Here is a 24,011-nt window from a genome sequence, read left to right on the forward strand (position 1 = left end):
GGCGTATTTAAGTGTTTCACGGGCAATTGCAAACCGCCTTGCGGACGGTCTATCCGCCAAGTTGCATCACGTGCCGCGCGCCGGTGGCCAGCGATTTCGGCCTTTGCGGCGAATGCCTGCGCCAGACACCCTTCATCGCCGGGGGGATTTGCAATACCTGCGGGGTGCCCGTTGCGGGGCTGTCCGAGACCGAAACCGACATCTGCGAAGACTGTCTGAACATTCCGCGCCCCTGGTCCCGGGGCCGCGCAGTGATGACCTACCAGGATATGGGCCGCACGCTCGTGCTGCAGCTCAAGCATAGCGACCGCACCGATCTCGCACGGCCCGCCGGGGCCTGGCTGGCCAGGGCGGCGCGGCCGCTCGTTCAGGGCAACACGCTGGTGCTGCCGGTGCCGATGCATCGCACGCGACTTCTGCGGCGCACCTATAACCAGGCGGTGCTGCTGGCGCGGGTCGCGGCCCGGCATCTCGAACGGCAGATGGTGCCAGACCTTCTGACCCGGACCCGGCGCACGCCGATGCAGGACCAGCGCAGCTTCGAGGAACGCTTTGCCAATCTCGACGGTGCGGTGTCGGTCTGCGGCGCCCGCGCGCGCAGTGCCGGGATCGCCGGGCGGCACGTGCTGCTGATCGACGACGTGATGACAAGTGGCGCGACCCTGGCGGCCTGTGCAGCCGCCTGTCTCGAGGCCGGCGCGGAGGAGGTGGACATCGCCGTTCTGGCCCGCGTCCACCGCGAGGAATTCGTCGGTCGCCCGCGCGCCTCCCCGGATGCTGCGCCCTGAAATAAGACTTTCGGATTTACACATAATGTGTCAGACTAAGTTTACACATTGGAGTGAGTCCGATTCAGACCGTCAGTCTCAGCCTCTTTCGCTTCGACAGCGCACTTGACCGCCTCTGGGCGCTCGCCCAGATGGGCGCGGCCCGGTTCAGCTTGCCCAGAACACCCGATATCGGGTTCTGGAAGCTCTGCGGCTCCGGCTCGGGCGAAGGCTTCACACCCGTTCCCAACACCTCCGTCTACGCCATCCTCGCGACCTGGCCCGACGCGGCCACCGCCCGGGCCCGTACTCGCGAGGCCCCGGTCTGGGCGCGCTACCGCGCCCGCGCGGCCGAGGACTGGACGATATTCCTCGCCCCCACCTCCGTGCGCGGCGCGTGGTCGGGCCAGACCCCGTTCGAGGTGACCGCCCCCGCGACCCCGGGCCCCCTGGCCGCGCTCACACGCGCCACGGTCAAACCCAGCCGGGCACTGAAATTCTGGAAACACGAGCCCGCGATCAGCGACATGATCGGGCGCGACCCCAATGTCATCTTCAAGATCGGCATCGGCGAGGTCCCCCTGATGCAGCAGGTCACCTTCTCGATCTGGCCCGATGCCACCAGCATGTGCGCCTTCGCCCGCAAGGGCGGCCCCCATGCCGAGGCGATCCGCGCCGTCCGCGACGGCGGCCTCTTCGCCGAAGAGCTCTATGCCCGCTTCACCGTCCTGGGCGATCACGGCTCGTGGGAGGGGCGCCGCCCTCTCGCCAGCCTTACCGCCCCCACGCCCACCGATACGCCCGCCGAGGAATACGCATGACCCATCCCTTCCCGTTCTCCGCCATCGTGGGCCAGTCCGAAATGAAACAGGCGATGGTGCTCACGGCCATCGACCCCTCCATCGGCGGGGTGCTGGTTTTCGGGGATCGCGGCACCGGCAAATCCACCTCCGTCCGCGCGCTCGCCGCCCTTCTGCCCGAGATCGACGTGGTCGCGGGCTGCCCCTGCAACTCCGCCACGCCTGCGGCCGTGCCGGACTGGGCCGAGGGCGTCGGCACCGAGATCGTCTCGAAACCCACCCCCGTGATCGACCTGCCCCTCGGTGCCACCGAAGACCGCGTGGTCGGCGCGCTCGACATCGAACGGGCGCTGACCCGGGGCGAGAAGGCGTTCGAGCCCGGCCTGCTGGCCCGCGCCAATCGCGGCTATCTCTATATCGACGAGGTCAACCTGCTGGAGGATCACATCGTCGACCTGCTGCTCGACGTGGCGGTCTCCGGCGAAAACGTGATCGAACGCGAAGGCCTGTCGATCCGCCACCCCGCGCGCTTCGTCCTCGTCGGCTCCGGCAACCCCGAGGAAGGCGAGCTGCGCCCGCAGTTGCTCGACCGGTTCGGGCTCAGTGTCGAGGTCGCCTCCCCCAACAACATCGATGACCGGATCGAGGTGATCCGCCGCCGCGACGCCTACGAGATGGATTACGACGCCTTCATGGCCCATTGGCAGGGGGAGGATGCCTCGCTCCGCAAGCGCATCCTCGAAGCGCGCAAGATCCTCCGCGCCATCGAAACCCCCGACGCCACCCTGCGCGACTGCGCCGAGCTCTGCGTGGCCCTCGGCGCCGACGGTCTGCGCGGGGAGTTGACGCTGCTGAAGGCCGCCCGCGCCGTGGCCGCCTATTCCGGGGCCGAAACCGTGGGGCGCGAGCACCTGCGCACCATCGCCGCCTCGGCCCTGCGCCACCGCCTGCGCCGCGACCCGCTGGACGAGGCCGGGTCCACCACCCGCGTCGCCCGCGTGGTCGACAGCGTCCTGGCCTGAGGGGCCGCGTGATCCCGCCCACCCATATGGACCCGGTCGAACGCTGGGCCCAGGCGGCCACCGCCGCCGCCCTGCTGGCCATCGACCCCGAGGGGCTCGGCGGGCTGTGGCTCCGCGCGCGCTCAGGCCCGGCGCGCGACCGGCTGCTCGCGGGCCTGCGCGGGCTGCTCACCGCCCCGCGCCGCATGCCCCCCGGCATCGCCGACGCGCAGCTTTTCGGCGGCGTGGACCTCGCCGCGACCCTGTCTGCGGGCCAACTCGTGCGCGCCCCCGGCCTGCTCGGCAGCGGCCCCGTCGCCCTGATCGCCCCCATGGCGGAACGGATGACGCCGGGCCTTGCCGCCCGCCTCGCCCAAACCCTCGATGCATCCCAGGGCCATTGCCTCATCGCCCTGGACGAAGGGGCCGAGCCCGACGAACGCCTCGCCGCCTCTCTCGCCGACAGGCTCGCGCTGCATATCGACCTCGACGGGCTGGCGCTGGCCGACTGCCCGCCCCCCGCCTTCGACGCGGAGGAGATCGCCCGCGCGCGCACCTACCTGCCCCATGTGCGCCTCGGCCCTGACGCCCATGCCGCCCTCACCGTCGCCGCCCTGCGCCTCGGCATCGACAGCCTGCGCGCCCCCCTGCTCGCGGCCCGCGCCGCCCGGGCGCTTGCCGCGCTCGATGGCCGCGACACCGCGGACGAGGACGACCTCGTGACCGCCACGGAACTGGTGCTCGCCCCCCGCGCGACCCGTTTCCCCGAGGAGGACACCGACGAGGCCGAGCCGCCCCAGGACGCCCCCGAACCCCCGCCCGAAACCGACGCCGCGCCCGAGGACGAACTGGACGAGACCGACCCGCCCCAGCGCCTGCCGGAAGAGATCCTGCTGCAGGCCGCCAAGGCCGTCCTGCCGCCGGACCTGCTGGCCAGGCTTGCCGCCGCGAAGGCCCCTAAGACCGCCAAATCCGGGGCCGGGGCCGGGGCCGCGAAGAAAGGCAACCGCCGGGGCCGCCCCCTGCCGTCCCGCCCGGGCCGGATCGACGGGCAGTCCCGCATCGACCTCGTCGCCACCCTGCGCGCCGCAGCACCCTGGCAGACCATCCGCCGCAAGCTGACCCCCGACGCCCCGCAAAAGGTGCTGGTCCGGTCCGAGGATATCCGCCTGCGCCGGTTCGAGGAAAAATCCGACCGCCTGCTGATCTTCGCCGTGGACGCCTCCGGCTCCGCTGCCCTTGCGCGCCTGGCCGAGGCCAAGGGCGCGGTCGAGCTGATGCTGGCGGAGGCTTACGCGCGCCGCGACCACGTCGCCCTCATCGCCTTCCGGGGCACCGGCGCGGACCTTCTGCTGCCGCCGACCCGGTCGCTGGTCCAGACCAAGCGCCGCCTCGCCGCGCTTCCCGGCGGGGGCGGCACACCGCTCGCCGCGGGCCTGCGCGCCTCGCTGGACCTCGCCGCACTCAGCAAGGGTCGCGGCCTCAGCCCCACCATCGCGCTCCTGACCGACGGGCGGGCCAATATCGCGCTCGACGGCACCGCCAACCGGCCTGCCGCCGCCGAGGACGCCCGCGCCATGGCCCGCGCCCTGCGCGCCCAGGCGACACCCTCAATCGTCATCGACATGGGCAACCGGCCCCAGGCGCAGCTGCGCGATCTCGCGGGCGATCTGGCCGCCCCCTACATCCCCATGCCCCGCGCCGACAGCCAGCGTCTCTCCACCGCGGTGACTGCGGCGCTCGACTCATGAACTGGAACCTGGAGAAGGCCCACTGGCCCCATGCCTGGGCCAGTCGCTTCCTGCGTGTCAGCCCGCACCAATGGCATGTGCAGGTGATGGGGCCAGACAAGGGCCAGGCGCCGACGCTGTTGCTGCTGCACGGGGCGGGGGCCTCGCTGCACTCCTTCGCCGACCTGATGGACCGGCTCGCGCCGCGCTTCCGGCTGGTGGCCGTCGACCTGCCCGGACACGGCTTCACCACCAAGGGCAGCTCCATGCGATCCAGCCTCGACGCGGTGGCGGAGGATCTGACCAAGCTGCTCGTGAAACAGGACCTTCTGCCAGACGCGATCATCGGCCATTCCGCCGGGGCCGCCGTTGGGCTGGAGCTGACGACGCGCCTGCCGACCCCGCCCCGGGGCCTCGTCGCCCTGAACGGCGCCTTCGCGGAATTCGACGGGGTCGCGGGCTGGCTCTTTCCGATGCTGGCCAAGATGCTGGCGCTGAACCCGTTCACCGCGCTGGTCTTCGCCAACACCACCACCCCGCGCAGCGTTCGCCAACTGATCGAGGCGACCGGCTCCGAGCTGACCGAGGCGCAACTCGGCCTCTACTTCCGGCTGGTGCGGGACCGCGCCCATGTCTCCGGCGCGCTGGCGATGATGTCCCGCTGGGACCTGCGCCCCCTCAACCGCAAGATGCCGAATATCGACACCCCCGCGCTGTTGCTGACCGGCGCGCGCGACAAAGCCGTGGCCCCCCAGGTCTCGATCGACGCCGCGCGCAAGCTGCCCAACGCCACGACCCGCACCCTGCCGGCCCTCGGCCACCTGATGCACGAGGAACGCCCCGACCTGATCGCGGCGGAAATCGAAGGGTTCCTGGCCGGTCTCGACCTGCATCCGGCACGATCGCAGACGTCCCGCTCCGCCTAGGGCTTGGTGTCGTCCTGCTCCAGCCGCACCCGCAACTCCCGCAGGATCGGCAAGACCGCGCGCACCTTCTCCGCCCCCAGGCTGGAGGTCATCTCGGCGATGATCGGCGTGATCACCTGCAAGGCCGCATCCCGCGCCGCCCGCCCCGCCGGGCTGACCGCCACCAGCTTGCGCCGCGCATCGTCCCAGTCGGGCCGGATATGCACATGCCCCGCCGCCTCCAGCTTGCCCAGCGTGTTGGTCATCGCCCCCTTGGTGACGTGGAAACTCCGCGCCAGCTGTGCCGGGGTCCGCTCGGCCGAGGTGTTCGCCAGATGGTTCAGCACCGAGAAATGGCTCAGCTCCATCCCCTTCGGCAGGGCCTTGGACAGCCGCGCGCGGGCCAGCTGATCGGTGGTGATCAGTTCCGACAGAAGGGAAATCGCAAGGGCGTCATTGACCGTGTTCATACCGGGTCAGCATAGGGGGCATCCGCCGTGAGGGAAGGTATTTTTCGCCGCGCTGCGGCAATTTCCGTCCGGTCCAGATCGACGAAACACACCCCCGGCGCGGTCCCCCCATCGGCCAGCACCCGCCCCCAGGGGTCCACGGCCAGGCTGTGCCCATGAGTGCTGCGCGCCTTGCCCCGGGTCGCCGGGTGCGTGCCGGTCTGGGCCGGCGCCAGAACCCAGGCCCCGCATTCGATCGCGCGCGCCCGCAGCAGCGGCTCCCAATGGGCCGCCCCGGTGACCGGCGAGAAGGCCGAGGGCACCGTCAGGATCTCTGCCCCCGCTCGGGCCAGATCCCTGAAAAGATGCGGAAATCGCAGGTCATAGCACACGGTCATCCCGATCTTGCCAAACGGCGTGTCGGCCAGCACCGCACGATCCCCGGGCCGGTATCCGTCGCTCTCGCGATAGGTCTCGGCCTCCGACACGGCCACGTCGAACATGTGGATCTTGTCATACCGCGCCGCGATCCCGCCCCCGGCATCGATCAGGATCGACCGGTTGGCGAACCGCCCCTCCGCATCCTCCGTGGTCACCGCCAGCGAGCCGAGCAGCACCCAAACCCCCCGCCGCGCCGCGAACTCCCGCATCGCCGCCAGCATCGGATCGTCCGCTTCGCGCCGCAGCACCGCACGCTGCCGGGTCCGGCTGGTGGACAGGCAATTACTCACCTCCGGGCTCAGGACAAATCCCGCGCCCTCCGCCACGGCCTGCGCCGCCAACCCCTGCAGTTGCGCCAGGTTCGCCTCCGGATCGTCGCCGGAAGTCATCTGCACCAGAGCGGCGCGCATCAGCCCGCCAGCAGCGCGTCCAGCTTGCCCGCCCGCTCCAGCGCATAAAGCTCGTCACAGCCGCCCACATGGGTCGCGCCGATGAAGATCTGCGGCACGCTCGTGCGCCCGCCCGCCCGTTCGATCATCTCGGGCTTCTTCTGCGGCGCGCGCCAGACATCGGTCTCGGCAAAGCTCACGCCTTTCTGGGACAGCAGCTTCTTGGCGGCATGGCAGTAACCGCACAGCGGCGAGGTATAGATTTCAACGGGCTGCATTCTGGCCTCCGGGATGGGTCTGTCCGGTATATAGGCAACCCCGGCAGCGCGGAAAAGACAGCGCAAACGTGACAGAAATGTTGTCAAGTAAACTAGACACCTATATCGTCTCAGTATGATGACACGAGTCGACCCCATCTCCGCCGCCGAAGCCGTCACCGGCCCCCGTCAACGCGCCATCGTGATCGGCGCCGGTCTCGGGGGGTTGGCCGCCGCCATGCGCCTCGGCGCCAAGGGCTACGCCGTCACCGTTCTGGACAAGCTCGACCGGACCGGCGGGCGCGGCTCCTCGATCTCCCAGGACGGGCACCGCTTCGACCTGGGCCCCACGATCATCACCGTCCCCCAAGTCTACGAGGCCCTGTGGGAGGCCTGCGGCCGCAACTTCCACGACGATGTTACGCTCAAGCCGCTCGACCCGTTCTACGAGATCCGCTGGCCTGACGGCTCCAACTTCTTCGCCCGCCAATCGACCGAGGCGATGGAGGCCGAGATCACCCGCCTCTCCCCCGGCGACCTGAAAGGCTATCGCCAGTTCCTCAAGGATTCCCAGCGCCGCTATGTCGTGGGGTTCGAAGGCATGGTGGCCGAGCCGATGCACAAGGCCTGGGACACGATCAAGGTCCTGCCCGAGTTTGCCCTCCTGCGCGCCGACCAGTCGATCCTGAAACTGGCCAAGAAACGGGTTAAGGACGCCCGCCTGCGCATGGCGCTGTCGTTCCATCCGCTCTTCATCGGCGGCGACCCGATGAACGTCACCTCCATGTATGCCCTCGTCAGCCACCTGGAAAAGGAATTCGGCGTCCATTACGCCATGGGCGGGGTGCAGGCGATCGCCGACGCCATGGCCCGGATCGTGGCCGACCAGGGTGGCTGGGTCCGCCTGGGCGAGACCGTAGACGAAATCCTCGTGACCGAACGCAAAACCCGCGGCGTCCGCCTCGCCAGTGGCGAGGTGCTGCATGCGGATGTGGTCGTCTCCAACGCCGATGCGGGCCACACCTACAAACACCTCATGCGTCAGGCCCCCAAGAAACGCTGGACCAACGCCAAGCTCGACAGCCGCCGCTGGTCCATGGGTCTTTTCGTGTGGTATTTCGGCACCAAGGGCACCGCCGGCATGTGGCAGGATGTGGGCCACCACACCATCCTCAGCGGCCCGCGCTACGAGGGCCTGCTGCGCGACATCTTCATCAACGGGCGGCTCTCCGACGACATGAGCCTCTATGTCCACCGCCCCTCGCTCACCGATCCCAGCGTGGCACCCAAGGGCGACGACACCTTCTACGTCCTGTCGCCGGTCCCCCATCTGGGCCATGACAATGGCGTCGACTGGGCGACCGAGGAACCGATCTACAAGGCCAAGGTGCTGGCCGAGCTGGAAAAGACCATGCCCGGCATCGGGCGGCGCATCACCACCGAAACGGTGTTCACGCCGGAAACCTTCCGCGACAGGTATCTCTCGCCCAACGGCTCCGGCTTTTCCATCGAACCGCGCATCCTGCAATCGGCCTGGTTCCGACCCCATAATGTCTCCGAAGAGGCCGAGGGCCTGTTCCTCGCCGGCGCGGGCACCCATCCGGGCGCAGGCGTGCCCGGCGTGATCAGCTCGGCCGAGGTGCTGGCCAAGATGGTCCCCGACGCCGCCCCCGTCGCCACCCCGGCCCCCCTCGCGCAGGCCGCGGAATGAGCCTCGACGCCGCGCCTTTCGCCCCGACCGCGCTGGCCTATACCCAGGCCGATCTCGACCACTGCAAGGAGGCGATTCGCCACGGCTCCCTGTCGTTCCACGCGGCCTCCCGGCTTCTGCCGAACCGGGTGCGCGACCCGGCGCTGGCGCTCTATGCCTTCTGCCGCCTGGCCGACGACGCGGTGGATCTGCACCATGAAAAGCCCGCCGCCGTGCTCGATCTGCGCGACCGGCTGGACCTGGCCTATCGCGGCCAGCCCCGCAACGCGCCCGCCGACCGGGCCTTCACTGCGATGATCGAGGCCCATGACATGCCCCGCGCCCTGCCCGAGGCCCTGATCGAGGGCTTCGCCTGGGACGCGATCGAACGGCAATACGATACCCTGTCGGATGTGCGGGCCTATTCCGCGCGCGTCGCCGCCGCCGTCGGAGCGATGATGACCGTGCTCATGGGGGTGCGCGATGCCGATGCGCTGGCCCGCGCCTGTGATCTGGGCGTGGCGATGCAGCTGACCAATATCTGCCGCGACGTGGGCGAGGACGCCGCCGAAGGCCGCCTGTATCTGCCCCGCGCCATGATGGCCGAGGAAGGGCTCGACCCGGAGGCCTTTCTCGCCGACCCGCGCCCGTCCGAGGCGCTGACCACCGTCACCCGCCGCCTGCTGGCCGAAGCGACCCGGCTCTATTACCGTTCCGAGGCGGGGATCGCGGCCCTGCCGCGCGCCGCCCGTCCCGGCATCTTCGCCGCGCGCCATATCTATGCCGGGATCGGCAATGAAGTGACCCGCGCCGCGTTCGACAACATCACCCGCCGCGCCCATACCAGCGCCGGGCAGAAACTCGGCTGGATCGGCCTGTCGGTCCTGCGCACGGGGGTCAGCATGGTCATGCCGCGCTCCGCCGTCCTTCACGCCGACCCGCTGCCCGAAACCGCCTTCCTGGTCGAGGCCGGCGCCCGTATCGCGGACCGCTCCGCCTGGGGCGCGGGGCGCTCCGGCAACCTGCTTGGCCTCTTCGCGCAGCTCGAAGCCCGCGACCGCGAGACCCGCGGTATGGAACCTTACGGAGGCCGCCCTACTTAACCTGTCATGGAATTTGATTGGATCGTCTTCGGTGTCTTCATCAGTGCCTGTTGCGCCGCGGCGGCAACGGGTTCCATGTTTCCGCCCGACAAGTGGTACGACGCCTTGCGCAAACCGTCCTGGAACCCGCCCAACTGGGTGTTCCCGGTGGTGTGGTCCATCCTCTACATCGTGATCGCCGTGGCCGCCACGCGGGTCGCCGTGCTCGATGGTAACGCGCTCGCCATGGCCTTCTGGGGCCTGCAAATCGCGCTCAATACGCTCTGGTCGCCGGTCTTTTTCGGTCTGAACCGGATCAAGGCGGGGATGTTCATCATCGTCGCGCTCTGGCTCGCCGTGTGCGGCGCGATGGTCAGCGCCTGGCAGATCGACATGGTTGCGGGCCTGTTGCTGGCCCCCTATCTCGTCTGGGTGTCGATCGCGGCGGCCCTGAACGCGGCGGTCTGGCGGCTCAACCCCGACAAGGCGGGCGGCCCCGCCACCGCCTAACGCTTCGCATGGGGCCCGAAGAACAGCCAGATGATGAAGCCCAGCAGGGGCAAGAACAGGATGAACAGGCACCAGATCACCTTGGCGCCCGTGCTCGCGGTCGAGCCGATGGTCGAAATGATCGCCCACAGCATCGCCACCAGCAGCAGGAAACTGCCAATCCCGACAACCTCGATCCCCATCTTGCGTCCCTTTCAGTCCTTGAAGGCCCATTTCGACCGGCGCGGCACCCGCACTGCCAGCATCGGCATCAACCATGGCCCCCGGAACCGGTCAAGATCCAGCGCCTCGAACACACCCGTCACCCGCTCGCCATGCAGCGTCGTCTCCACCCCGCAGCGGTTGTAGAACGGCGCATCCAGCATGTGCTTGACCTGCCTCGGCTTTGTCCCCGGATCGGCCCGCGTCTCGCGCTTGATCGCCCAGAGGGACCGCGAAAACCGGGTCTTCGGCGGGGCTTCGAGCGTTTCCACCGACCCGTCGCGGCCAAAGCTCAGCGCCACGGCCAGGTCGCTCCCGTCCCGCCGCGCCACGTCATAGAACGACGCCGTGCCCACCCGTGTCGGATACCGCCCCCAGGTCCAGTAGCCGAAATCCTCCTCCAGCGCCCGCGTGCCGAAATTCGCATCGAAATACCCGTGCCCGCGCCAGCTCCAGCCGTCCTTGCCCAGATCCACCTCGATCTCCGCCGTCGGCGCGAAGGGCCGCCAGACATGCGCGCCATCGGCGGTCAGCGGCACCTCCACCGAGGTCAGCGCGCTGGGATGGATCGTGACCGTCCCCTGCACCCTCTGCCCATGCGGCGTCGAGATCTCGTTGATCTCCACCACCAGCCGGTCGCCGTCCCAATGCAGTACCGAAGGCCCGACCTCGAAACGCTCCGGGCTCTGGCGCAGGGCGCTGCGGCCCCGGTCGGTCATGGTCCAGCGCCCGCCGGGGCCATAGGTCGCCACGTTGATGCAGACATGGTTGTCCGGCGACTTGCGTCCGGACCAGCGGTACCAGGGCGAGAAAACCGACCCTATGAAAGCGATGATCGAGATCGCGCGGGTGCCGCAGTCGCTGATCCCGTCGATATACCACCACGCGTAGCCGTCGGCCGGAACGTCGAGGTTGAAGTTCGGTCGCTCAAGATCGCCGCGGCCGCGTGCTTGCCGGAAAGGGTCGCCATCGGAATGCCCGCCCCCGGATGCGCCCCGCCCCCCGCCAGGTACAGCCCCGGCAGCTTCGTGCGCGCCTGGGGCCGCTGGAACGCCGCCATCAACCCGTGCGGGCTCCGCCCGTAGAGGGATCCGGCCGACCCGGGAAACAGGCGCGCGAAGTCCCGCGGCATGGTCAACGCCTCCCGTCCGGGGCGTTCCGGGAATCGCAGCCCCATGGCTGCGAAGCGAGTGAAGACTTGCGTCTGACATGCGTGAAACTCCTCGTGGTCGTCCCGCAAACCGGCCGCACCGGCGACCGGGGGGCCGTTCATGATGACCTCGAATCGCTCGGGCCCGGCGGGGGTCAGCCCCGCGCCCCGATCCTCGGCACAAAGGTAAAGGGTCGCGTCCCGGGGCATCCGCCCGGCCGCGAGATCGTCGAACTCCCGCGCCGGATCGTCCGCGAAAAACACGTTGTGATGGACCAGGTCGCGCCCCTCGGGTTGGCCCGCGAAGGACCACACATAGGCCGAGAGCGAGCGCTCCGCGACCCCCGGGGCCGCCACGGCGGGCTTGGCCGCCGGGCCCAGCAAGCCGAGATGCAGCGCGCGCGGATCCCCGTTGAACACCACCGTGTCCGCCGCGATCCGGGCGCCATCGGTCAGATGCACGCCCGCCACACGCCCGCCTTGCGTCTCGATCCGGGCAACGCAGGTATCATAGCGCAGATCCGCGCCCTTCTCCGCCGCGAGCCGCGCGAGCCCCTGCGCCAGCGCATGCATCCCGCCCTCCACGCGCCAGACGCCCTGCGCTTCGGCCTGCCAGATCAGGGCCAGCACCGCGGGCGACGCATAGGGCGAGCCGCCCACATAGGTGGCGTAGCGCCCGAAAAGCTGCTGCAACCGCGGGTCGCGAAACCGCTTGGCCAGGCTGCGCGCCAGCGTGGTCAGCGGCCCCATGGCCGGGATCACCGAAGGCTGCGCCAACACGTGCCGCGTCAGCCCCGCCAGATCCGGCGCCGGGTTCTGCATCATCGGCCCGTCGAAGGCCGCGAACAGCTTCGCCGCCTGAGCCGAGAACGCGGCGAAGGCGGCCGCCTCCCGCGCGCCGGCGAAGGCGCGCACCGCCGCCTCGGACGCCTCTGCATCGGAAAACAGGTCCAGCGTGCTGCCATCGGACCACCAGTGCCGCGCCAGCACCGTCTCTCGGTGCAGGGTCACGTAGTCCGACAAACCCGCCTCCACATCGGCGAACAGCGATTCGAATATCGGGCGCAGGGTCATCACCGTCGGACCCGCATCCACCGGCCCCGCCGCGCTCGGCAGGGTGCGCATCTTGCCCCCCGGCCCCGACAGCGCCTCCAGCACCGTCACATCGCACCCGGCATGGGCCAGACGGATGGCCGACGCCAATCCGCCCATCCCCGCGCCGATCACGACGACCTTGTCTTGCGCGCGAGTCATCACATTCCGATCCAAAACATGACCTTGATTGTTGACAGGCGCGGGCAAACTGTCCAGTCTAATTTACAGTACCGTGTCATTAAACCGTGACACACTCACTTTCGGAGCGGCCCATGACCCCCCAGACGCGCATTGAAACCGCCCTCGACATCGCCCTGATCCGCAGTCGCGCAGGCTCCTGCCCGCCGAAGCTGGCCTCGGCCCTCGAATACGCGGTCAAGCCCGGGGGCGCGCGAATCCGCCCGACCATCTGTCTCAACGTGGCCCGCGCCTGTGGCGACGATGCACCCGGCCTGACCGACGCCGCCTGCGCCGCGATCGAGCTGATACATTGCGGCAGCCTGGTGCATGACGACCTGCCCGCCTTCGACAATGCCGATGTCCGGCGCGGCAAGCCGACCGTCCACAAGGCCTGGTCCGAACCGCTCGCGGTGCTGACCGGCGACACCCTGATCATCATGGCATTCGAGCAGATCGCGCTCGCCGCCCGGTCCGACGCCCTGCGCGCCGCGACCCTGACGCTGGAACTGGCCCGCTACTCCGGCATGCCCCACGGCATCTGCGCCGGCCAGGCATGGGAGAGCGAGGCGCAGGTCGACCTTTCGGCCTATCACCGGGCCAAGACCGGCGCGCTCTTTACCGCCGCGACCCGGATGGGGGCCGCCGCCGCCGGGGCCGACCCCGAGGCCTGGACCGAACTGGGCGCCCGCATCGGCGAGGCGTTCCAGGTGGCCGACGATCTGCGCGACGCGCTTTATGACGAGGAAACCCTGGGCAAACCCGCCGGGCAGGACGTGGTCAACGCCCGTCCCAACGCGGTCTCCGAACTGGGCGTGCAGGGCGCGATCAAGCGGCTCGACGACATCCTGTCGGGCGCGATTTCCTCGATCCCCTCCTGCCCCGGCGAGGCCGCGCTCTGCGAGATGGTGCGCAAGACCGCCGAGCGGCTGACGCCGGTGATACCGAACCTGGCGAGCGTGCGGACCGCCTGAGCCATGTCCATGTCGCCCGGCACCTACCTTCGGTTCTCCTTTCTTCCCGAGAAAAACGCCTTCTATCGCTGGTGGGTCCGCCTCGCGGGCTCTTCGGCGTTCCAGTCCTGGGCCAGTGCCATGCCGGGCACCCGGCGGTTGGCGCGCAAGGATGGCGAGGCGCTGTTCGACCTGGTGTCGGGCTTCGTGTACAGTCAGGTCCTCCAGGCCTTCGTCACCCTCGACATGCCCGCCCTTCTGGCGAGGGAGCCACTCCCGGCCTGGCGTCTGGCTGCCCGCACCCGGATGGAGCCGCGGCAGATGGAAGTGCTCTGCCAGGCTGCCGCCTCCCTGAAACTGCTCAAGCGCCGCCGCGATGGCAGCTACCAGTTGGGCCGCCTCGGCGCGGCCTTGCCCGGTGTGCCCGGCCTCGCCGAGATGATTCGCCATCACGACGTGCTCTACCGCGACCTGCAGGACCCGATGAAGTTCCTCAGCGGCACCCAGGAGACCGAGCTGGCCCGATTCTGGCCCTATGTCTTCGGGCAGGCCGGAACCAACGATCCCGAGATCGCCGAGCGGTATTCCCGCCTGATGGCCGACAGCCAGGGCCTCGTGGCCGAGGAAACCCTGCGCACCATCGATTTCGACGGGGTGCACCGGCTGATGGATGTGGGCGGCGGAACCGGGGCGTTCCTGCGCGCCGTGCGCGAAAAGCACCCGGATCTGCGCCTGCGTCTCTACGACCTGCCCGCGGTGATCGAGGGGGCGGAACTGCCCCCAGGCGCCGACAAGACCGGCGGCTCCTTCCGGGACGCACCTGCCCTGCCCAAGGGCGCGGACGCGATCTCGCTCGTGCGGGTGCTTTACGATCACGCGGACGCCACGGTCGCGGACCTTCTGCGCAAGGTCTTCGCGGCCCTGCCCGCGGACGGGCGCGTGGTGGTCTCCGAACCCATGGCCGGGGGCGACCAGCCCACTCGCACGGGCGACGCCTATTTCGCCTTCTACACCATGGCGATGCAGACCGGGCGCGCGCGTTCGGCCCAGGAGATCGCCGATCACCTGACCCGGGCAGGCTTCGTGGACGTGGTTTGCCACACCACCTACCGCCCCTTCGTCACCGGCGTGGTTTCCGGGCGCAAGCCCGCGTAACTTCTCGCATTTCAGACTGTCTAATTTAGTTGACATATTATGCTGTAAGAGTAATCTTACAGATAACAACCAGCCGCGACATCGAGTCACGAATGTCAGGCCAGAGTTTTGAGGGGAACATCCATGCACGCGACAGCCGTTGTTCTGACCGGTCCGAAGGCTTTGGGGCTCCAGGACGTGGCGGTCTCGGACCCCACCGCCACCGACATCGTGGTGCGAATCGATCACTCCGGCATCTCCACCGGCACCGAGAAGCTCTTCTGGTCCGGCAAAATGCCTCCGTTTCCCGGCTTCTCCTTCCCGCTCGTGCCCGGCTACGAGGCCGCGGGCGAAGTGGTCGAGGCCGGCGCCGACACCTCCTACAAGCCCGGCGACCGGGTCTTCGTGCCCGGGGCCAACTGCTACGGCGACGTGCGCGGCCTGTTCGGCGGGGCGTCGAACCTGCTGGTGAGCAAGGCCGACCGCGTCGTGCGAATCGACGAGAGCCTGAAAGCCGAAGGCGCCCTGCTGGCGCTGGCGGCCACCGCGCGCCACGCCATGGCGGGCCTGAACAAATCCGTGCCGGACCTGATCGTGGGTCACGGCGTGCTCGGCCGCCTGCTGGCGCGCCTGACCATCGCCGCCGGGGCCCCCGCGCCCACGGTCTGGGAAATCTCCGAGGACCGCGCCAAGGGCGCGACCGGCTACCAGGTCATCCATCCGGATGCCGACACGCGCCGCGACTACCGCTCGATCTACGATGCGTCCGGCAATGCCGAGCTCATCTCCAGCCTCATCATGCGGATCCAGAAGGGTGGCGAGATCGTGCTCGCCGGGTTCTACGACCAGATCACCTTCCCCTTCCCCCCCGCCTTCATGAAAGAAGCCCGCCTGCGCATCGCCGCAGAGTGGGACCGCGATGATCTCATCGCAACCCGCGCCCTGATCGATTCCGGGGCGCTCTCGCTAGAGGAACTCATCACCCACACCACTCAGGCCGCCGACTGCGCGAACGCATATCAGACCGCGTTCGAGGATCCGTCCTGCCTGAAAATGATCCTGGATTGGAGCGCGACCGCATGACACTCGATGTCCCGAACCTGAAATCCGACTATGACCAGCGCCTTCGTGACGAGGCCGCCGAAGAACCCACACTGGAAGTCCCCCAGGGCGAGCCGACCAAGAAGACCCAGATCATCGCGATCTACGGCAAGGGCGGCATCGGCAAGAGCTTCACGCTCGCCAATCTCAGCCACATGATGGCCGAACAGGGCAAGCGCGTGCTGCTCATCGGCTGCGACCCGAAATCCGACACGACCTCGCTGCTGTTCGGCGGCAAGGCGTGCCCGACAATCATCGAGACCTCGACCCAGAAGAAACTCGCCGGCGAGGAAGTCGCCATCGGCGATGTCTGCTTCAAGCGCGGCGGCGTCTTCGCAATGGAACTCGGCGGGCCCGAGGTGGGTCGCGGCTGCGGCGGACGGGGGATCATCCATGGCTTTGAACTGCTGGAAAAACTCGGGTTCCACGATTGGGACTTTGACTATGTGCTCCTGGATTTCCTCGGCGATGTGGTCTGCGGCGGTTTCGGCCTGCCTATCGCTCGGGATATGGCCCAGAAAGTTATACTCGTAGCCTCCAACGACCTGCAGTCGCTCTATGTCGCCAACAACGTCTGCTCGGCGGTGGAATACTTCCGCAAGCTCGGCGGAAATGTCGGTGTCGCGGGCCTCGTGATCAACAAGGATGACGGCACCGGGGAGGCCGCGGCCTTCGCCAAATCCGTCGACATCCCGATCCTCGCGGCGATCCCGCAGAACGACGACCTGCGCAAGAAATCCGCGAATTACCAGATCGTCGGCACCGCCCAGAGCGAATGGGGCGAGCTCTTCGCCGCGCTGGGCGACAATGTCGCCGAAGCCCCGCCCATGCGCCCGGCGGCCCTCAATCAGGACCAGCTGCTCGCGCTCTTCGACAGCAAGGACACCGGCGGCGACGTGGTGCTGGAACCGGCCACCATGGAAGACATGCGCGGCAAGAACGCCAAGCCCATCGAGTCCCTCGAAGTGGTCTATGACGATGTCTGAGCGCGCAATCACCACACCTGCGCGGGGAGGTTCCCATGGATGACCCCCGCAGCATGATCACCACCGGCGAGACCCGTTACGACGACGCCGACCAGGTCGAAATCAACGAAGGCGCGGACCGCGACCCGGTCCCCGCCGGCATGAACGTCAAGCCCGACGGCATGGGATGCCACGCCCCGGGCGAGCAGATGGAGGCCGCTGCGCGCGCGTCGGGCATGGGCGAGATCCTCGACCAGTACGCCGCCGACTACCCGCAAGGCCCCCATGACAAACCGCAGAGCATGTGCCCGGCCTTCGGGTCGCTGCGCGTGGGCCTGCGGATGCGCCGGGTCGGCACGATGCTCTCGGGCTCGGCCTGCTGCGTCTATGGCCTGACCTTCGTGTCCCATTTCTACGGAGCGCGCCGCTCGGTCGGCTACGTTCCCTTCAATTCCGAGACGCTTGTGACCGGCAAGTTGTTCGAGGACATCCGGGAGGCCGTCCACAAGATGGCCGACCCGGAGCAATATGATGCCATCGTCGTCACGAACCTCTGTGTTCCGACGGCTTCGGGGGTGCCGCTGCGGCTGCTGCCTTCGGAGATCAACGGCGTGCGCATCGTGGGCATCGACGTGCCCGGTTTCGGGGTGCCGACCCATGCCGAAGCCAAAGACATACTCGCGGGCGCAATGCTGAATTACGCCCGCGCAGAGATCGAGGCAGGCCCCGTCCAGGCGCCTGCGTCGGGCAAGACGGATCGTCCTACCGTAGCTCTGCTTGGTGAGATGTTCCCGGCTGATCCCATCGGGATTGGCCAAATGCTCGCGCCACTCGGTCTGGCGGCAGGTCCGGTCGTTCCCTGTCGTGAGTGGCGCGAGCTATATGCTGCACTGGATTGCGGCACGGCCGCCGCGATCCACCCGTTCTACACGGCCGCTGTCCGTGAGTTCGAAGCCGCCGGACGGTCCATCGTCGGCTCGGCCCCCGTGGGCCATGACGGCACGGCCGCCTGGCTGGCTGCCATCGGCGACAGTTTCGGCATCTCCGCCGACAAGATCGCCGAGGCGCAAAACACATTCCTCCCGGCGATCAAGGGCGCGCTTTCCGCCGCACCCATCGACGGCACCATCACGCTCTCGGGGTATGAAGGCTCCGAGCTCCTGGTGGCGCGTCTCTTGATCGAATCCGGGGCGAACGTGCCCTATGTCGGCTCGGCCTGCCCGCGCACCAAGTGGTCCGACCCGGACCGCGAGTGGCTGGAGGCCCGCGGCGTCAAGGTAAAGTTCCGCGCCTCGCTGGAGGACGACTGCGCCGCCATGGAGGCGATCAAGCCCGACCTCGCCATCGGCACCACCCCGGTGGTGCAGAAGGGCAAGGAGCTGGGCATTCCCAGCCTCTATTTCACCAACCTGATCTCCGCGCGTCCCCTGATGGGCGTGATGGGCGCGGGCTCCCTGGCGCAGGTCGTGAACGCGGCCATGGCGAACAAGGACCGCATGACCCATATGCGCGAATTCTTCGAAGGCGTCGGCCACGGCGACACCGCCGGCGTGTGGGAAGGCGACCCGAACGTGCGCGAAGACTTCCGCGCCACGAACCTCAAGAAGCTGGAGCGCGCCGAGAAGGCCCGCGTCGCGGCGAACGGGGGTGTGAAATGTTGATTTCCCGTTTCGAGGTTTCGCGCCTGCGGCACGACTCGGTGGGGGCTCTGCCCCCGGCCTTCGGCCTCCCCCGGAGTATTTTTGCACAAAAGAAGTCGCAGCTTGGTGAACAGGGCGTTACCGCAGCGCGCGGAGGTGCCCGACACTTGCCCGACATCTGCCCGACAGATGTCCGACGCTTTGCCGACGCCTGTCTTCCCCGGATTGGAGGTGTTCCATGCTGATCCAGGATCATGACCGCGCGGGCGGGTATTGGGGCGCGGTTTACGCCTTCACCGCCGTCAAGGGATTGCAGGTGGTGATCGACGGCCCGGTGGGCTGCGAGAACCTGCCCGTGACCTCCGTGCTGCACTATACCGACGCCCTCCCGCCCCATGAGTTGCCCATCGTGACCACCGGTCTGGCCGAGGAAGAGCTGGGCCGCGACGGGACCGAAGGCGCGATGAAGCGCGCCTGGAAGACCCTCGACCCGGCCCTGCCGGCGGTTGTTGTCACCGGCTCCATCGCCGAGATGATCGGCGGCGGCGTGACCCCGCAAGGCACCAATATTCAACGGTTCTTGCCGCGCACCATCGACGAGGATCAATGGGAAGCCGCCGACCGGGCGATGACCTGGATCTTCACCGAGTTCGGCATGACCAAGGGCCGGATGCCCCCCGAGAAGAAGCGCGAAGAGGGCGCGAAACCCCGCGTGAACATCCTCGGGCCGATGTACGGCACGTTCAACATGCCCTCCGACCTCGCCGAGATCCGGCGCCTGGTCGAAGGCATCGGCGCCGAGGTCAACATGGTGCACCCGCTGGGCGCGCACCTCGCCGAGATGCGCAACCTGGTGAATGCGGATGTGAACATCTGCATGTATCGCGAATTCGGGCGCGGGCTCTGCGAAGTGCTGAACAAGCCCTATCTGCAAGCCCCCATCGGCATCGAGAGCACCACGAAATTCCTGCGCAAACTCGGGGAGTTGCTGGGTCTCGACCCGGAGCCGTTCATCGCCACGGAGAAGCATTCCACGATCAAGCCGGTCTGGGATCTGTGGCGCTCGGTCACCCAGGATTTCTTCGCGACCGCCTCCTTCGGGATCGTCGCGAACGAGACCTATGCCCGCGGCATCCGCAACTTCCTCGAGGTCGACATGGGCCTGCCCTGCGCCTTCGCGGTGGGTCGGGTGGCGGGCAAGAAGACCGACAATGACGAGGTCCGCCAGATGATCCACACCAAGCGCCCGCTGGTGCTGATGGGGTCGATCAACGAGAAGATGTACCTCGCGGAGATGGCCAGCGGGTTCGGCCCGAAACCGGCCTTCATCCCGGCCAGCTTCCCCGGTGCCGCCATCCGGCGCGCCACGGGCACGCCGATGATGGGCTATGCGGGCGCGACCTACCTGGTCCAGGAGGTCTGCAACGCCCTCTTCGACGCGCTTTTCCATATCCTGCCTTTGGGCAGCGAGATGGACAGTGCGGCGGCGACCCCCACCACGCTCCGGCGCGATTTCCCCTGGGACGACGATGCCCAGCGGCTCCTGGACCGGATCGTCGCCGAACACCCCATTCTGACCCGCATTTCCGCCGCCAAGACCCTGCGCGATGCCGCCGAAAAGGCCGCGCTGGAACAGGGTGACGAGCGGGTCGTGATCGAAACAGTCCGGACCCTGCAACCCGCAGGTTTCGAAGAAACGCATTAAAAAAAGGGAGCGATGATCATGGCAGATCAGACAACGAACGGCCCCGTGACCCACAGGGCCCACAAGATGCCGAAGGCCGAGTTCTACACGTATTTCGCGATCATCTTCATCGCGGCCGTGCCGGTCGCGGCGCTGAGCTGGCTTCTGGCCACGGTCAAGAGCGGCAGCTTCCAGAAAAAAGGGCCGATCGCCCGCGCCTGGTCCCAGGCCCGGATCATCACGCCCATGATCTTCGCCGCCTGAGCGGAAAGATCCCGAATTTCGGCTCCCCCGTGTGGGGAGTTGGATTGCCGGCAGGGGATGAGCCCTTGTCGGGGCCCGGCCGCGGGGTTCGCGGTATCAGCATAACTTTCCGGAGGAATGCACATGGCTGATAAATCCGACCTGTCCTTCACAGGTCTTACCGATGAGCAGGCTCAAGAGCTGCATTCGGTTTACATGAGCGGGCTCTGGCTGTTTTCGGCCGTCGCCGTCGTCGCTCACCTCGCCACGTTCATCTGGCGTCCTTGGTTCTGAGGAGCACTGAAACATGTCTAAATTCTACAAGATCTGGCTGATCTTCGACCCTCGCCGCGTGTTCGTGGCCCAGGGCGTGTTCCTCTTCTTGCTGGCGGCGATGATTCACCTCGTCCTGCTCAGCACCGAGCACTTCAACTGGTTTGAACTGGCGGCTGCAAACGCTGCCATGTGATCGGTCCCCCGCGTGATGCGGGGACCGGACCAGGCCTACGACCCCTGCTGCGGGCGGACACCCGGATCGGCCGCAGCGTACCAACACAAACATGACAACTGACGGCTGGTCTCGACAAACGTACCGCCGCCACTTGCGGAGACAGACGATGGCTTTGCTCAGCTTCGAGAGAAAGTATCGCGTCCGTGGAGGGACGCTGATCGGCGGCGATCTGTTCGACTTCTGGGTGGGCCCTTTCTACGTGGGCTTCTTCGGGGTTACGACCGCCTTCTTTGCCTTGTTAGGCACCATATTGATCTTCTGGGGCGCATCCCAGCAGGGGACATTCAATCCCTGGCTCATCAACATCGCGCCCCCGGACCTGAGCTACGGGCTCGGGATGGCACCGCTCATGGAGGGCGGGCTTTGGCAGATCATCACCATTTGCGCCATCGGCGCCTTCGTCAGCTGGGCGCTGCGCGAGGTCGAGATCTGCCGCAAGCTGGGCATGGGGTACCATGTGCCCTTCGCTTTCAGCGTGGCGATCTTCGCCTATGTGACGCTGGTGGTCTTCCGGCCGCTGCTGATGGGCGCCTGGGGGCACGGATTCCCCTACGGGATCTGGAGCCACCTCGACTGGGTGTCCAACACCGGATACGCCTACCTGCACTTCCACTACAACCCGGCCCACATGATCGCGGTGACGTTCTTCTTCACCACGACCCTGGCGCTGGCTCTCCACGGGGCGCTGGTTCTGTCCGCCGCAAACCCGCCCAAGGGAGAGGAAGTGAAGGGTCCGGACAACGAAGACACCTTCTTCCGGGATTTCATCGGCTACTCGATCGGTACCCTGGGCATCCACCGCGTGGGTCTGCTCCTGGCGCTGAACGCCGGCTTCTGGTCCGCCGTCTGCATCATCATCTCCGGTCCGGTCTGGACCAAGGGATGGCCCGAATGGTGGAACTGGTGGCTCGAAATGCCGATCTGGCCAAGCCAAGTGGGATTGTAAGCCATGCCTGAGTATCAGAACATATTCACACAAGTCCAAGTTCAGGGCCCGGCAGAGCTCGGCGTGGACAACGAGAACAACCTCACCGAGGAGCGCACGACGGGGACCGGTTTCTCCCAGCTCATCGGTTGGATCGGCAACGCCCAGCTGGGCCCGATCTACCTGGGGTGGTTCGGCATCATCAGCCTCGTGACCGGCACGCTCTGGTTCAATATCGTGGGCTTCAACATGCTCAGCCAGGTCGGCTACAGCATTCCGGAATTCATCCGGCAGCTGTTCTGGCTGGCCCTCGAGCCGCCCTCGCCGGAATACGGGCTGCGCATGCCGCCGCTCGATGACGGCGGCTGGTTCATCATCGCGAGCTTCTTCCTGCTCGTGTCGGTGATCTCCTGGTGGTTGCGGTCCTATCAGCTGGCCGAGATGCACAAGATGGGCAAGCACGTGGCCTGGGCCTTTGCCGCCGCCATCTGGCTCTTCCTCGTGCTGGGTCTCTTCCGTCCCATCCTGATGGGCTCCTGGTCCGAGGCTGTGCCTTACGGCATCTTCCCGCACCTCGATTGGACCACGGCCTTCTCGATCCGCTACGGCAACCTCTACTACAACCCGTTCCACGCGCTTTCGATCGTGTTCCTCTACGGTTCGGTTCTGTTGTTCGCGATGCACGGGGCCACGATCCTCGCCGTGACCCGCTTCGGCGGCGACCGGGAGCTGGAGCAGATCTATGACCGCGGCACCGCTTCGGAACGTGCGGGCCTCTTCTGGCGCTGGACCATGGGTTTCAACGCCACGATGGAGGGTATTCACCGCTGGGCCTGGTGGTTCGCCGTGCTCACGCCGATCACCGGCGGGATAGGGATCCTGCTGACCGGCACCGTGGTGGACAACTGGTTCCTCTGGGCCGTCGAGCACAACTTCGCGCCCGATTACACCCAGGACTACGGGTATGAAGCCTACACCACCTACGATGGCTTCCTTGGCCGAGAGGAGGGCAACTGATGCTACCCAAATGGTTCGATGAGTGGAATTCGAAGAATCCCACGGACATCTACAAGCCGGCGATCGTCGTCGGTGTGGCGGGTGGCGCCGTCTTCGCAGCCGCGCTGCTGGTGAGCTGGGGACAACCCCTGGCCACCGACAGCATGCAGACCGGGCCGCGGGGCACGGGCATGAGTGTGCCCGAGTTCGTCAGCGACCTGGACACGCCCGACCCCACGATCGAGGTCTTCCTCGCCAGCACGTCCGACCCGGTGATCCCGGAAGAGGGCGCGCAGACGGCGGGCGAGGCCTATGAGAATGTCGATCCGGTGCTCGCCGATCTGACGGTCGAGAACTACGACCGTCTGCTCGCGGCGATGCGCAGCTGGACCGGTATTCCCGATCTGCTGGAGGATCCCGATCACTACCAGTCCAAGGTGGCGATCAACATGATCCAGATGAACCAGACCATCAACGAGGAATGGGCGGGCCACGTCTATGCCAATGCGGAGGTCGGCGTGACATGCTTCACCTGCCATCGCGGGCAGGCTGTTCCGTCCGAGGTCTGGTACCGTATCGATCCCGTGACGGAGAACACCTCCGGCTGGGCCTCGGTGCAGAACCGGGCGACCTCGCTGTCGCAGTTCACCTCGCTGCCTTCGGACGCGCTCTACCAGTACCTGCTCAACTACGAGCAGATCGCGGTCCACGACCTGGAGTCCCGGGTCGAGACCCTGCCGGGGGATCCCACCTGGCAGAACACCGAGCGGACCTACAGCCTGATGAACTACTTCTCCAACTCGCTGGGTCGGAACTGCGTGTTCTGTCACAACAGTCGGGCCTTCTATGACCCCGCGCAGCACACGCCCCAATGGGCGACCGCGATGCTCGGGATCTCGATGGTGCAGGAGTTGAACAACGAGTGGATCGTGCCCATCGGCGAGGCGCATCTGCCGCCCGAACGGCTCGGCCCGGTCTATAATGACGTGCCGAAGCTGGCCTGCAAGACCTGCCACAAGGGCTACCAGCAGCCGCTGCAGGGGCTCAACGTGGTCGCGGACTGGCCGGAACTGGCCACGACCGAAGGGCCCTTCTACGACTAGGCCACTGGCCTTCCCCCTCCGGGTCCCCGCCTTGCTGCGGGGGCCCGGGCTCCGGACCCGCAGGCTTGCCGCCGGTCCATCCCGACCCCCTCGCGCCGCTTGACCGGCATGA

26 protein-coding genes are annotated in these 24,011 nt (G+C 67.5%); 20 read left to right on the forward strand and 6 right to left on the reverse strand.

Annotated elements, in window-relative coordinates; all coding sequences use genetic code 11:
• The first annotated feature begins 11 nt into the window (after nt 1-11).
• Genes DSHI_RS17715 through bchO form a run of 5 tightly spaced genes read left to right on the forward strand, consistent with a single transcriptional unit; the run spans nt 12 to nt 5,224 of the window.
• Entirely contained in the window at nt 12-788 is a 777-nt protein-coding gene (locus DSHI_RS17715) for a double zinc ribbon domain-containing protein (protein WP_012180156.1), read from the forward strand.
• 53 nt (nt 789-841) lie between these two features.
• Nucleotides 842-1,588, forward strand: a complete 747-nt coding sequence (crtA, locus tag DSHI_RS17720; RefSeq protein WP_012180157.1) for a spheroidene monooxygenase — start codon at nt 842-844, stop codon at nt 1,586-1,588.
• Nucleotides 1,585-2,589 carry a magnesium chelatase ATPase subunit I gene (bchI, locus tag DSHI_RS17725; RefSeq protein ID WP_012180158.1) on the forward strand — a complete coding sequence of 335 codons (1,005 nt, stop codon included), beginning with the start codon at nt 1,585-1,587 and terminating at the stop codon, nt 2,587-2,589. The genes crtA and bchI overlap by 4 nt, the downstream gene beginning before the upstream one ends.
• 26 nt (nt 2,590-2,615) lie before the next feature.
• Nucleotides 2,616-4,319, forward strand: a complete 1,704-nt coding sequence (locus DSHI_RS17730) for a magnesium chelatase subunit D (RefSeq protein ID WP_050757914.1) — start codon at nt 2,616-2,618, stop codon at nt 4,317-4,319.
• The gene (gene bchO, locus DSHI_RS17735) at nt 4,316-5,224 is read left to right on the forward strand and encodes an alpha/beta fold hydrolase BchO (protein WP_012180160.1); all 909 of its coding nucleotides are present in this window, start codon (nt 4,316-4,318) and stop codon (nt 5,222-5,224) included. Before DSHI_RS17730 ends, bchO begins: the two co-directional genes overlap by 4 nt.
• Here bchO and DSHI_RS17740 read toward each other — a convergent pair.
• From DSHI_RS17740 to grxC, 3 genes are read right to left on the reverse strand one after another with little or no spacing between them, the layout of a single operon-like run.
• On the reverse strand, nt 5,221-5,673 hold the full coding sequence (locus DSHI_RS17740) for a MarR family winged helix-turn-helix transcriptional regulator (RefSeq protein ID WP_012180161.1): 453 nt from the start codon (nt 5,671-5,673) through the stop codon (nt 5,221-5,223). The two genes, bchO and DSHI_RS17740, sit on opposite strands and share 4 nt — an antisense overlap.
• Entirely contained in the window at nt 5,670-6,503 is an 834-nt protein-coding gene (locus DSHI_RS17745; protein WP_012180162.1) for a carbon-nitrogen hydrolase family protein, read from the reverse strand. The genes DSHI_RS17740 and DSHI_RS17745 overlap by 4 nt, the downstream gene beginning before the upstream one ends.
• A complete protein-coding gene (gene grxC, locus DSHI_RS17750) occupies nt 6,503-6,760 on the reverse strand; it encodes a glutaredoxin 3 (RefSeq protein WP_012180163.1) in 258 nt (85 codons plus the stop codon). The genes DSHI_RS17745 and grxC overlap by 1 nt, the downstream gene beginning before the upstream one ends.
• A gap of 115 nt (nt 6,761-6,875) precedes the next feature.
• Here grxC and DSHI_RS17755 point away from each other — a divergent pair, with 115 nt between their 5' ends.
• Genes DSHI_RS17755 through tspO form a run of 3 tightly spaced genes read left to right on the forward strand, consistent with a single transcriptional unit; the run spans nt 6,876 to nt 10,021 of the window.
• The gene (locus DSHI_RS17755) at nt 6,876-8,450 is read left to right on the forward strand and encodes a phytoene desaturase (protein ID WP_012180164.1); all 1,575 of its coding nucleotides are present in this window, start codon (nt 6,876-6,878) and stop codon (nt 8,448-8,450) included.
• On the forward strand, nt 8,447-9,532 hold the full coding sequence (gene crtB / locus DSHI_RS17760; protein ID WP_012180165.1) for a 15-cis-phytoene synthase: 1,086 nt from the start codon (nt 8,447-8,449) through the stop codon (nt 9,530-9,532). The genes DSHI_RS17755 and crtB overlap by 4 nt, the downstream gene beginning before the upstream one ends.
• 6 nt (nt 9,533-9,538) lie before the next feature.
• Nucleotides 9,539-10,021, forward strand: coding sequence for a tryptophan-rich sensory protein TspO (gene tspO, locus DSHI_RS17765; RefSeq protein WP_012180166.1), 483 nt, complete (start codon nt 9,539-9,541; stop codon nt 10,019-10,021).
• Here the strand turns inward: tspO and DSHI_RS17770 are convergent.
• The 3 genes from DSHI_RS17770 to crtD are packed head-to-tail and all read right to left on the reverse strand — an operon-like array spanning nt 10,018 to nt 12,626.
• A complete protein-coding gene (locus tag DSHI_RS17770) occupies nt 10,018-10,203 on the reverse strand; it encodes a PLD nuclease N-terminal domain-containing protein (RefSeq protein ID WP_012180167.1) in 186 nt (61 codons plus the stop codon). The two genes, tspO and DSHI_RS17770, sit on opposite strands and share 4 nt — an antisense overlap.
• A 12-nt stretch (nt 10,204-10,215) precedes the next feature.
• Nucleotides 10,216-11,088, reverse strand: a complete 873-nt coding sequence (crtC, locus tag DSHI_RS17775) for a carotenoid 1,2-hydratase (RefSeq protein ID WP_044029143.1) — start codon at nt 11,086-11,088, stop codon at nt 10,216-10,218.
• The gene (gene crtD, locus DSHI_RS17780) at nt 11,043-12,626 is read right to left on the reverse strand and encodes a 1-hydroxycarotenoid 3,4-desaturase CrtD (protein ID WP_044029145.1); all 1,584 of its coding nucleotides are present in this window, start codon (nt 12,624-12,626) and stop codon (nt 11,043-11,045) included. The genes crtC and crtD overlap by 46 nt, the downstream gene beginning before the upstream one ends.
• A 113-nt stretch (nt 12,627-12,739) precedes the next feature.
• Here crtD and DSHI_RS17785 point away from each other — a divergent pair, with 113 nt between their 5' ends.
• The 12 genes from DSHI_RS17785 (at nt 12,740) to pufC (ending at nt 23,899) form a co-directional block, all read left to right on the forward strand.
• A complete protein-coding gene (locus DSHI_RS17785) occupies nt 12,740-13,618 on the forward strand; it encodes a polyprenyl synthetase family protein (protein ID WP_012180170.1) in 879 nt (292 codons plus the stop codon).
• Between the two features lie 9 nt (nt 13,619-13,627).
• Entirely contained in the window at nt 13,628-14,752 is a 1,125-nt protein-coding gene (locus DSHI_RS17790) for a methyltransferase (protein ID WP_157865435.1), read from the forward strand.
• Between the two features lie 123 nt (nt 14,753-14,875).
• Entirely contained in the window at nt 14,876-15,814 is a 939-nt protein-coding gene (gene bchC, locus DSHI_RS17795; RefSeq protein ID WP_012180172.1) for a chlorophyll synthesis pathway protein BchC, read from the forward strand.
• Nucleotides 15,811-16,818 carry a chlorophyllide a reductase iron protein subunit X gene (locus DSHI_RS17800; RefSeq protein WP_012180173.1) on the forward strand — a complete coding sequence of 336 codons (1,008 nt, stop codon included), beginning with the start codon at nt 15,811-15,813 and terminating at the stop codon, nt 16,816-16,818. Before bchC ends, DSHI_RS17800 begins: the two co-directional genes overlap by 4 nt.
• Before the next feature lie 140 nt (nt 16,819-16,958).
• The gene (gene bchY / locus DSHI_RS17805; RefSeq protein ID WP_044029148.1) at nt 16,959-18,458 is read left to right on the forward strand and encodes a chlorophyllide a reductase subunit Y; all 1,500 of its coding nucleotides are present in this window, start codon (nt 16,959-16,961) and stop codon (nt 18,456-18,458) included.
• A 217-nt stretch (nt 18,459-18,675) separates the two neighbouring features.
• Entirely contained in the window at nt 18,676-20,142 is a 1,467-nt protein-coding gene (gene bchZ, locus DSHI_RS17810) for a chlorophyllide a reductase subunit Z (RefSeq protein WP_012180175.1), read from the forward strand.
• A gap of 18 nt (nt 20,143-20,160) precedes the next feature.
• Entirely contained in the window at nt 20,161-20,385 is a 225-nt protein-coding gene (gene pufQ / locus DSHI_RS17815) for a cytochrome PufQ (RefSeq protein ID WP_012180176.1), read from the forward strand.
• 123 nt (nt 20,386-20,508) lie between these two features.
• The gene (pufB, locus tag DSHI_RS17820; protein WP_012180177.1) at nt 20,509-20,658 is read left to right on the forward strand and encodes a light-harvesting antenna LH1, beta subunit; all 150 of its coding nucleotides are present in this window, start codon (nt 20,509-20,511) and stop codon (nt 20,656-20,658) included.
• Between the two features lie 13 nt (nt 20,659-20,671).
• The gene (gene pufA / locus DSHI_RS17825; RefSeq protein ID WP_012180178.1) at nt 20,672-20,833 is read left to right on the forward strand and encodes a light-harvesting antenna LH1, alpha subunit; all 162 of its coding nucleotides are present in this window, start codon (nt 20,672-20,674) and stop codon (nt 20,831-20,833) included.
• Nucleotides 20,834-20,981: 148 nt separating this feature from the next.
• Nucleotides 20,982-21,821 carry a photosynthetic reaction center subunit L gene (gene pufL / locus DSHI_RS17830; protein WP_012180179.1) on the forward strand — a complete coding sequence of 280 codons (840 nt, stop codon included), beginning with the start codon at nt 20,982-20,984 and terminating at the stop codon, nt 21,819-21,821.
• Between the two features lie 3 nt (nt 21,822-21,824).
• Entirely contained in the window at nt 21,825-22,817 is a 993-nt protein-coding gene (gene pufM / locus DSHI_RS17835) for a photosynthetic reaction center subunit M (RefSeq protein ID WP_012180180.1), read from the forward strand.
• The gene (pufC, locus tag DSHI_RS17840; protein WP_012180181.1) at nt 22,817-23,899 is read left to right on the forward strand and encodes a photosynthetic reaction center cytochrome PufC; all 1,083 of its coding nucleotides are present in this window, start codon (nt 22,817-22,819) and stop codon (nt 23,897-23,899) included. The genes pufM and pufC overlap by 1 nt, the downstream gene beginning before the upstream one ends.
• Nucleotides 23,900-24,011: the final 112 nt, after the last annotated feature.

It is taken from the genome of Dinoroseobacter shibae DFL 12 = DSM 16493, assembly GCF_000018145.1.
In the GTDB taxonomy this organism is placed as follows: Bacteria; Pseudomonadota; Alphaproteobacteria; order Rhodobacterales; family Rhodobacteraceae; genus Dinoroseobacter; species Dinoroseobacter shibae.

Bases quoted from the DNA above. Each gene is read 5' to 3' on its own strand.
- bchI (WP_012180158.1), top strand. From the start codon at position 1,585: ATGACCCATCCCTTCCCGTTCTCCGCCATCGTGGGCCAGTCCGAAATG.
- DSHI_RS17730 (WP_050757914.1), top strand. From the start codon at position 2,616: ATGGACCCGGTCGAACGCTGGGCCCAGGCGGCCACCGCCGCCGCCCTG.
- bchO (WP_012180160.1), top strand. From the start codon at position 4,316: ATGAACTGGAACCTGGAGAAGGCCCACTGGCCCCATGCCTGGGCCAGT.
- DSHI_RS17740 (WP_012180161.1), bottom strand. From the start codon at position 5,673: ATGAACACGGTCAATGACGCCCTTGCGATTTCCCTTCTGTCGGAACTG.
- DSHI_RS17745 (WP_012180162.1), bottom strand. From the start codon at position 6,503: ATGCGCGCCGCTCTGGTGCAGATGACTTCCGGCGACGATCCGGAGGCG.
- grxC (WP_012180163.1), bottom strand. From the start codon at position 6,760: ATGCAGCCCGTTGAAATCTATACCTCGCCGCTGTGCGGTTACTGCCAT.
- DSHI_RS17755 (WP_012180164.1), top strand. From the start codon at position 6,876: ATGATGACACGAGTCGACCCCATCTCCGCCGCCGAAGCCGTCACCGGC.
- crtB (WP_012180165.1), top strand. From the start codon at position 8,447: ATGAGCCTCGACGCCGCGCCTTTCGCCCCGACCGCGCTGGCCTATACC.
- tspO (WP_012180166.1), top strand. From the start codon at position 9,539: ATGGAATTTGATTGGATCGTCTTCGGTGTCTTCATCAGTGCCTGTTGC.
- DSHI_RS17770 (WP_012180167.1), bottom strand. From the start codon at position 10,203: ATGGGGATCGAGGTTGTCGGGATTGGCAGTTTCCTGCTGCTGGTGGCG.
- crtD (WP_044029145.1), bottom strand. From the start codon at position 12,626: ATGACTCGCGCGCAAGACAAGGTCGTCGTGATCGGCGCGGGGATGGGC.
- DSHI_RS17785 (WP_012180170.1), top strand. From the start codon at position 12,740: ATGACCCCCCAGACGCGCATTGAAACCGCCCTCGACATCGCCCTGATC.
- DSHI_RS17790 (WP_157865435.1), top strand. From the start codon at position 13,628: ATGTCGCCCGGCACCTACCTTCGGTTCTCCTTTCTTCCCGAGAAAAAC.
- bchC (WP_012180172.1), top strand. From the start codon at position 14,876: ATGCACGCGACAGCCGTTGTTCTGACCGGTCCGAAGGCTTTGGGGCTC.
- DSHI_RS17800 (WP_012180173.1), top strand. From the start codon at position 15,811: ATGACACTCGATGTCCCGAACCTGAAATCCGACTATGACCAGCGCCTT.
- bchY (WP_044029148.1), top strand. From the start codon at position 16,959: ATGAACGTCAAGCCCGACGGCATGGGATGCCACGCCCCGGGCGAGCAG.
- bchZ (WP_012180175.1), top strand. From the start codon at position 18,676: ATGCTGATCCAGGATCATGACCGCGCGGGCGGGTATTGGGGCGCGGTT.
- pufQ (WP_012180176.1), top strand. From the start codon at position 20,161: ATGGCAGATCAGACAACGAACGGCCCCGTGACCCACAGGGCCCACAAG.
- pufB (WP_012180177.1), top strand. From the start codon at position 20,509: ATGGCTGATAAATCCGACCTGTCCTTCACAGGTCTTACCGATGAGCAG.
- pufA (WP_012180178.1), top strand. From the start codon at position 20,672: ATGTCTAAATTCTACAAGATCTGGCTGATCTTCGACCCTCGCCGCGTG.
- pufL (WP_012180179.1), top strand. From the start codon at position 20,982: ATGGCTTTGCTCAGCTTCGAGAGAAAGTATCGCGTCCGTGGAGGGACG.
- pufM (WP_012180180.1), top strand. From the start codon at position 21,825: ATGCCTGAGTATCAGAACATATTCACACAAGTCCAAGTTCAGGGCCCG.
- pufC (WP_012180181.1), top strand. From the start codon at position 22,817: ATGCTACCCAAATGGTTCGATGAGTGGAATTCGAAGAATCCCACGGAC.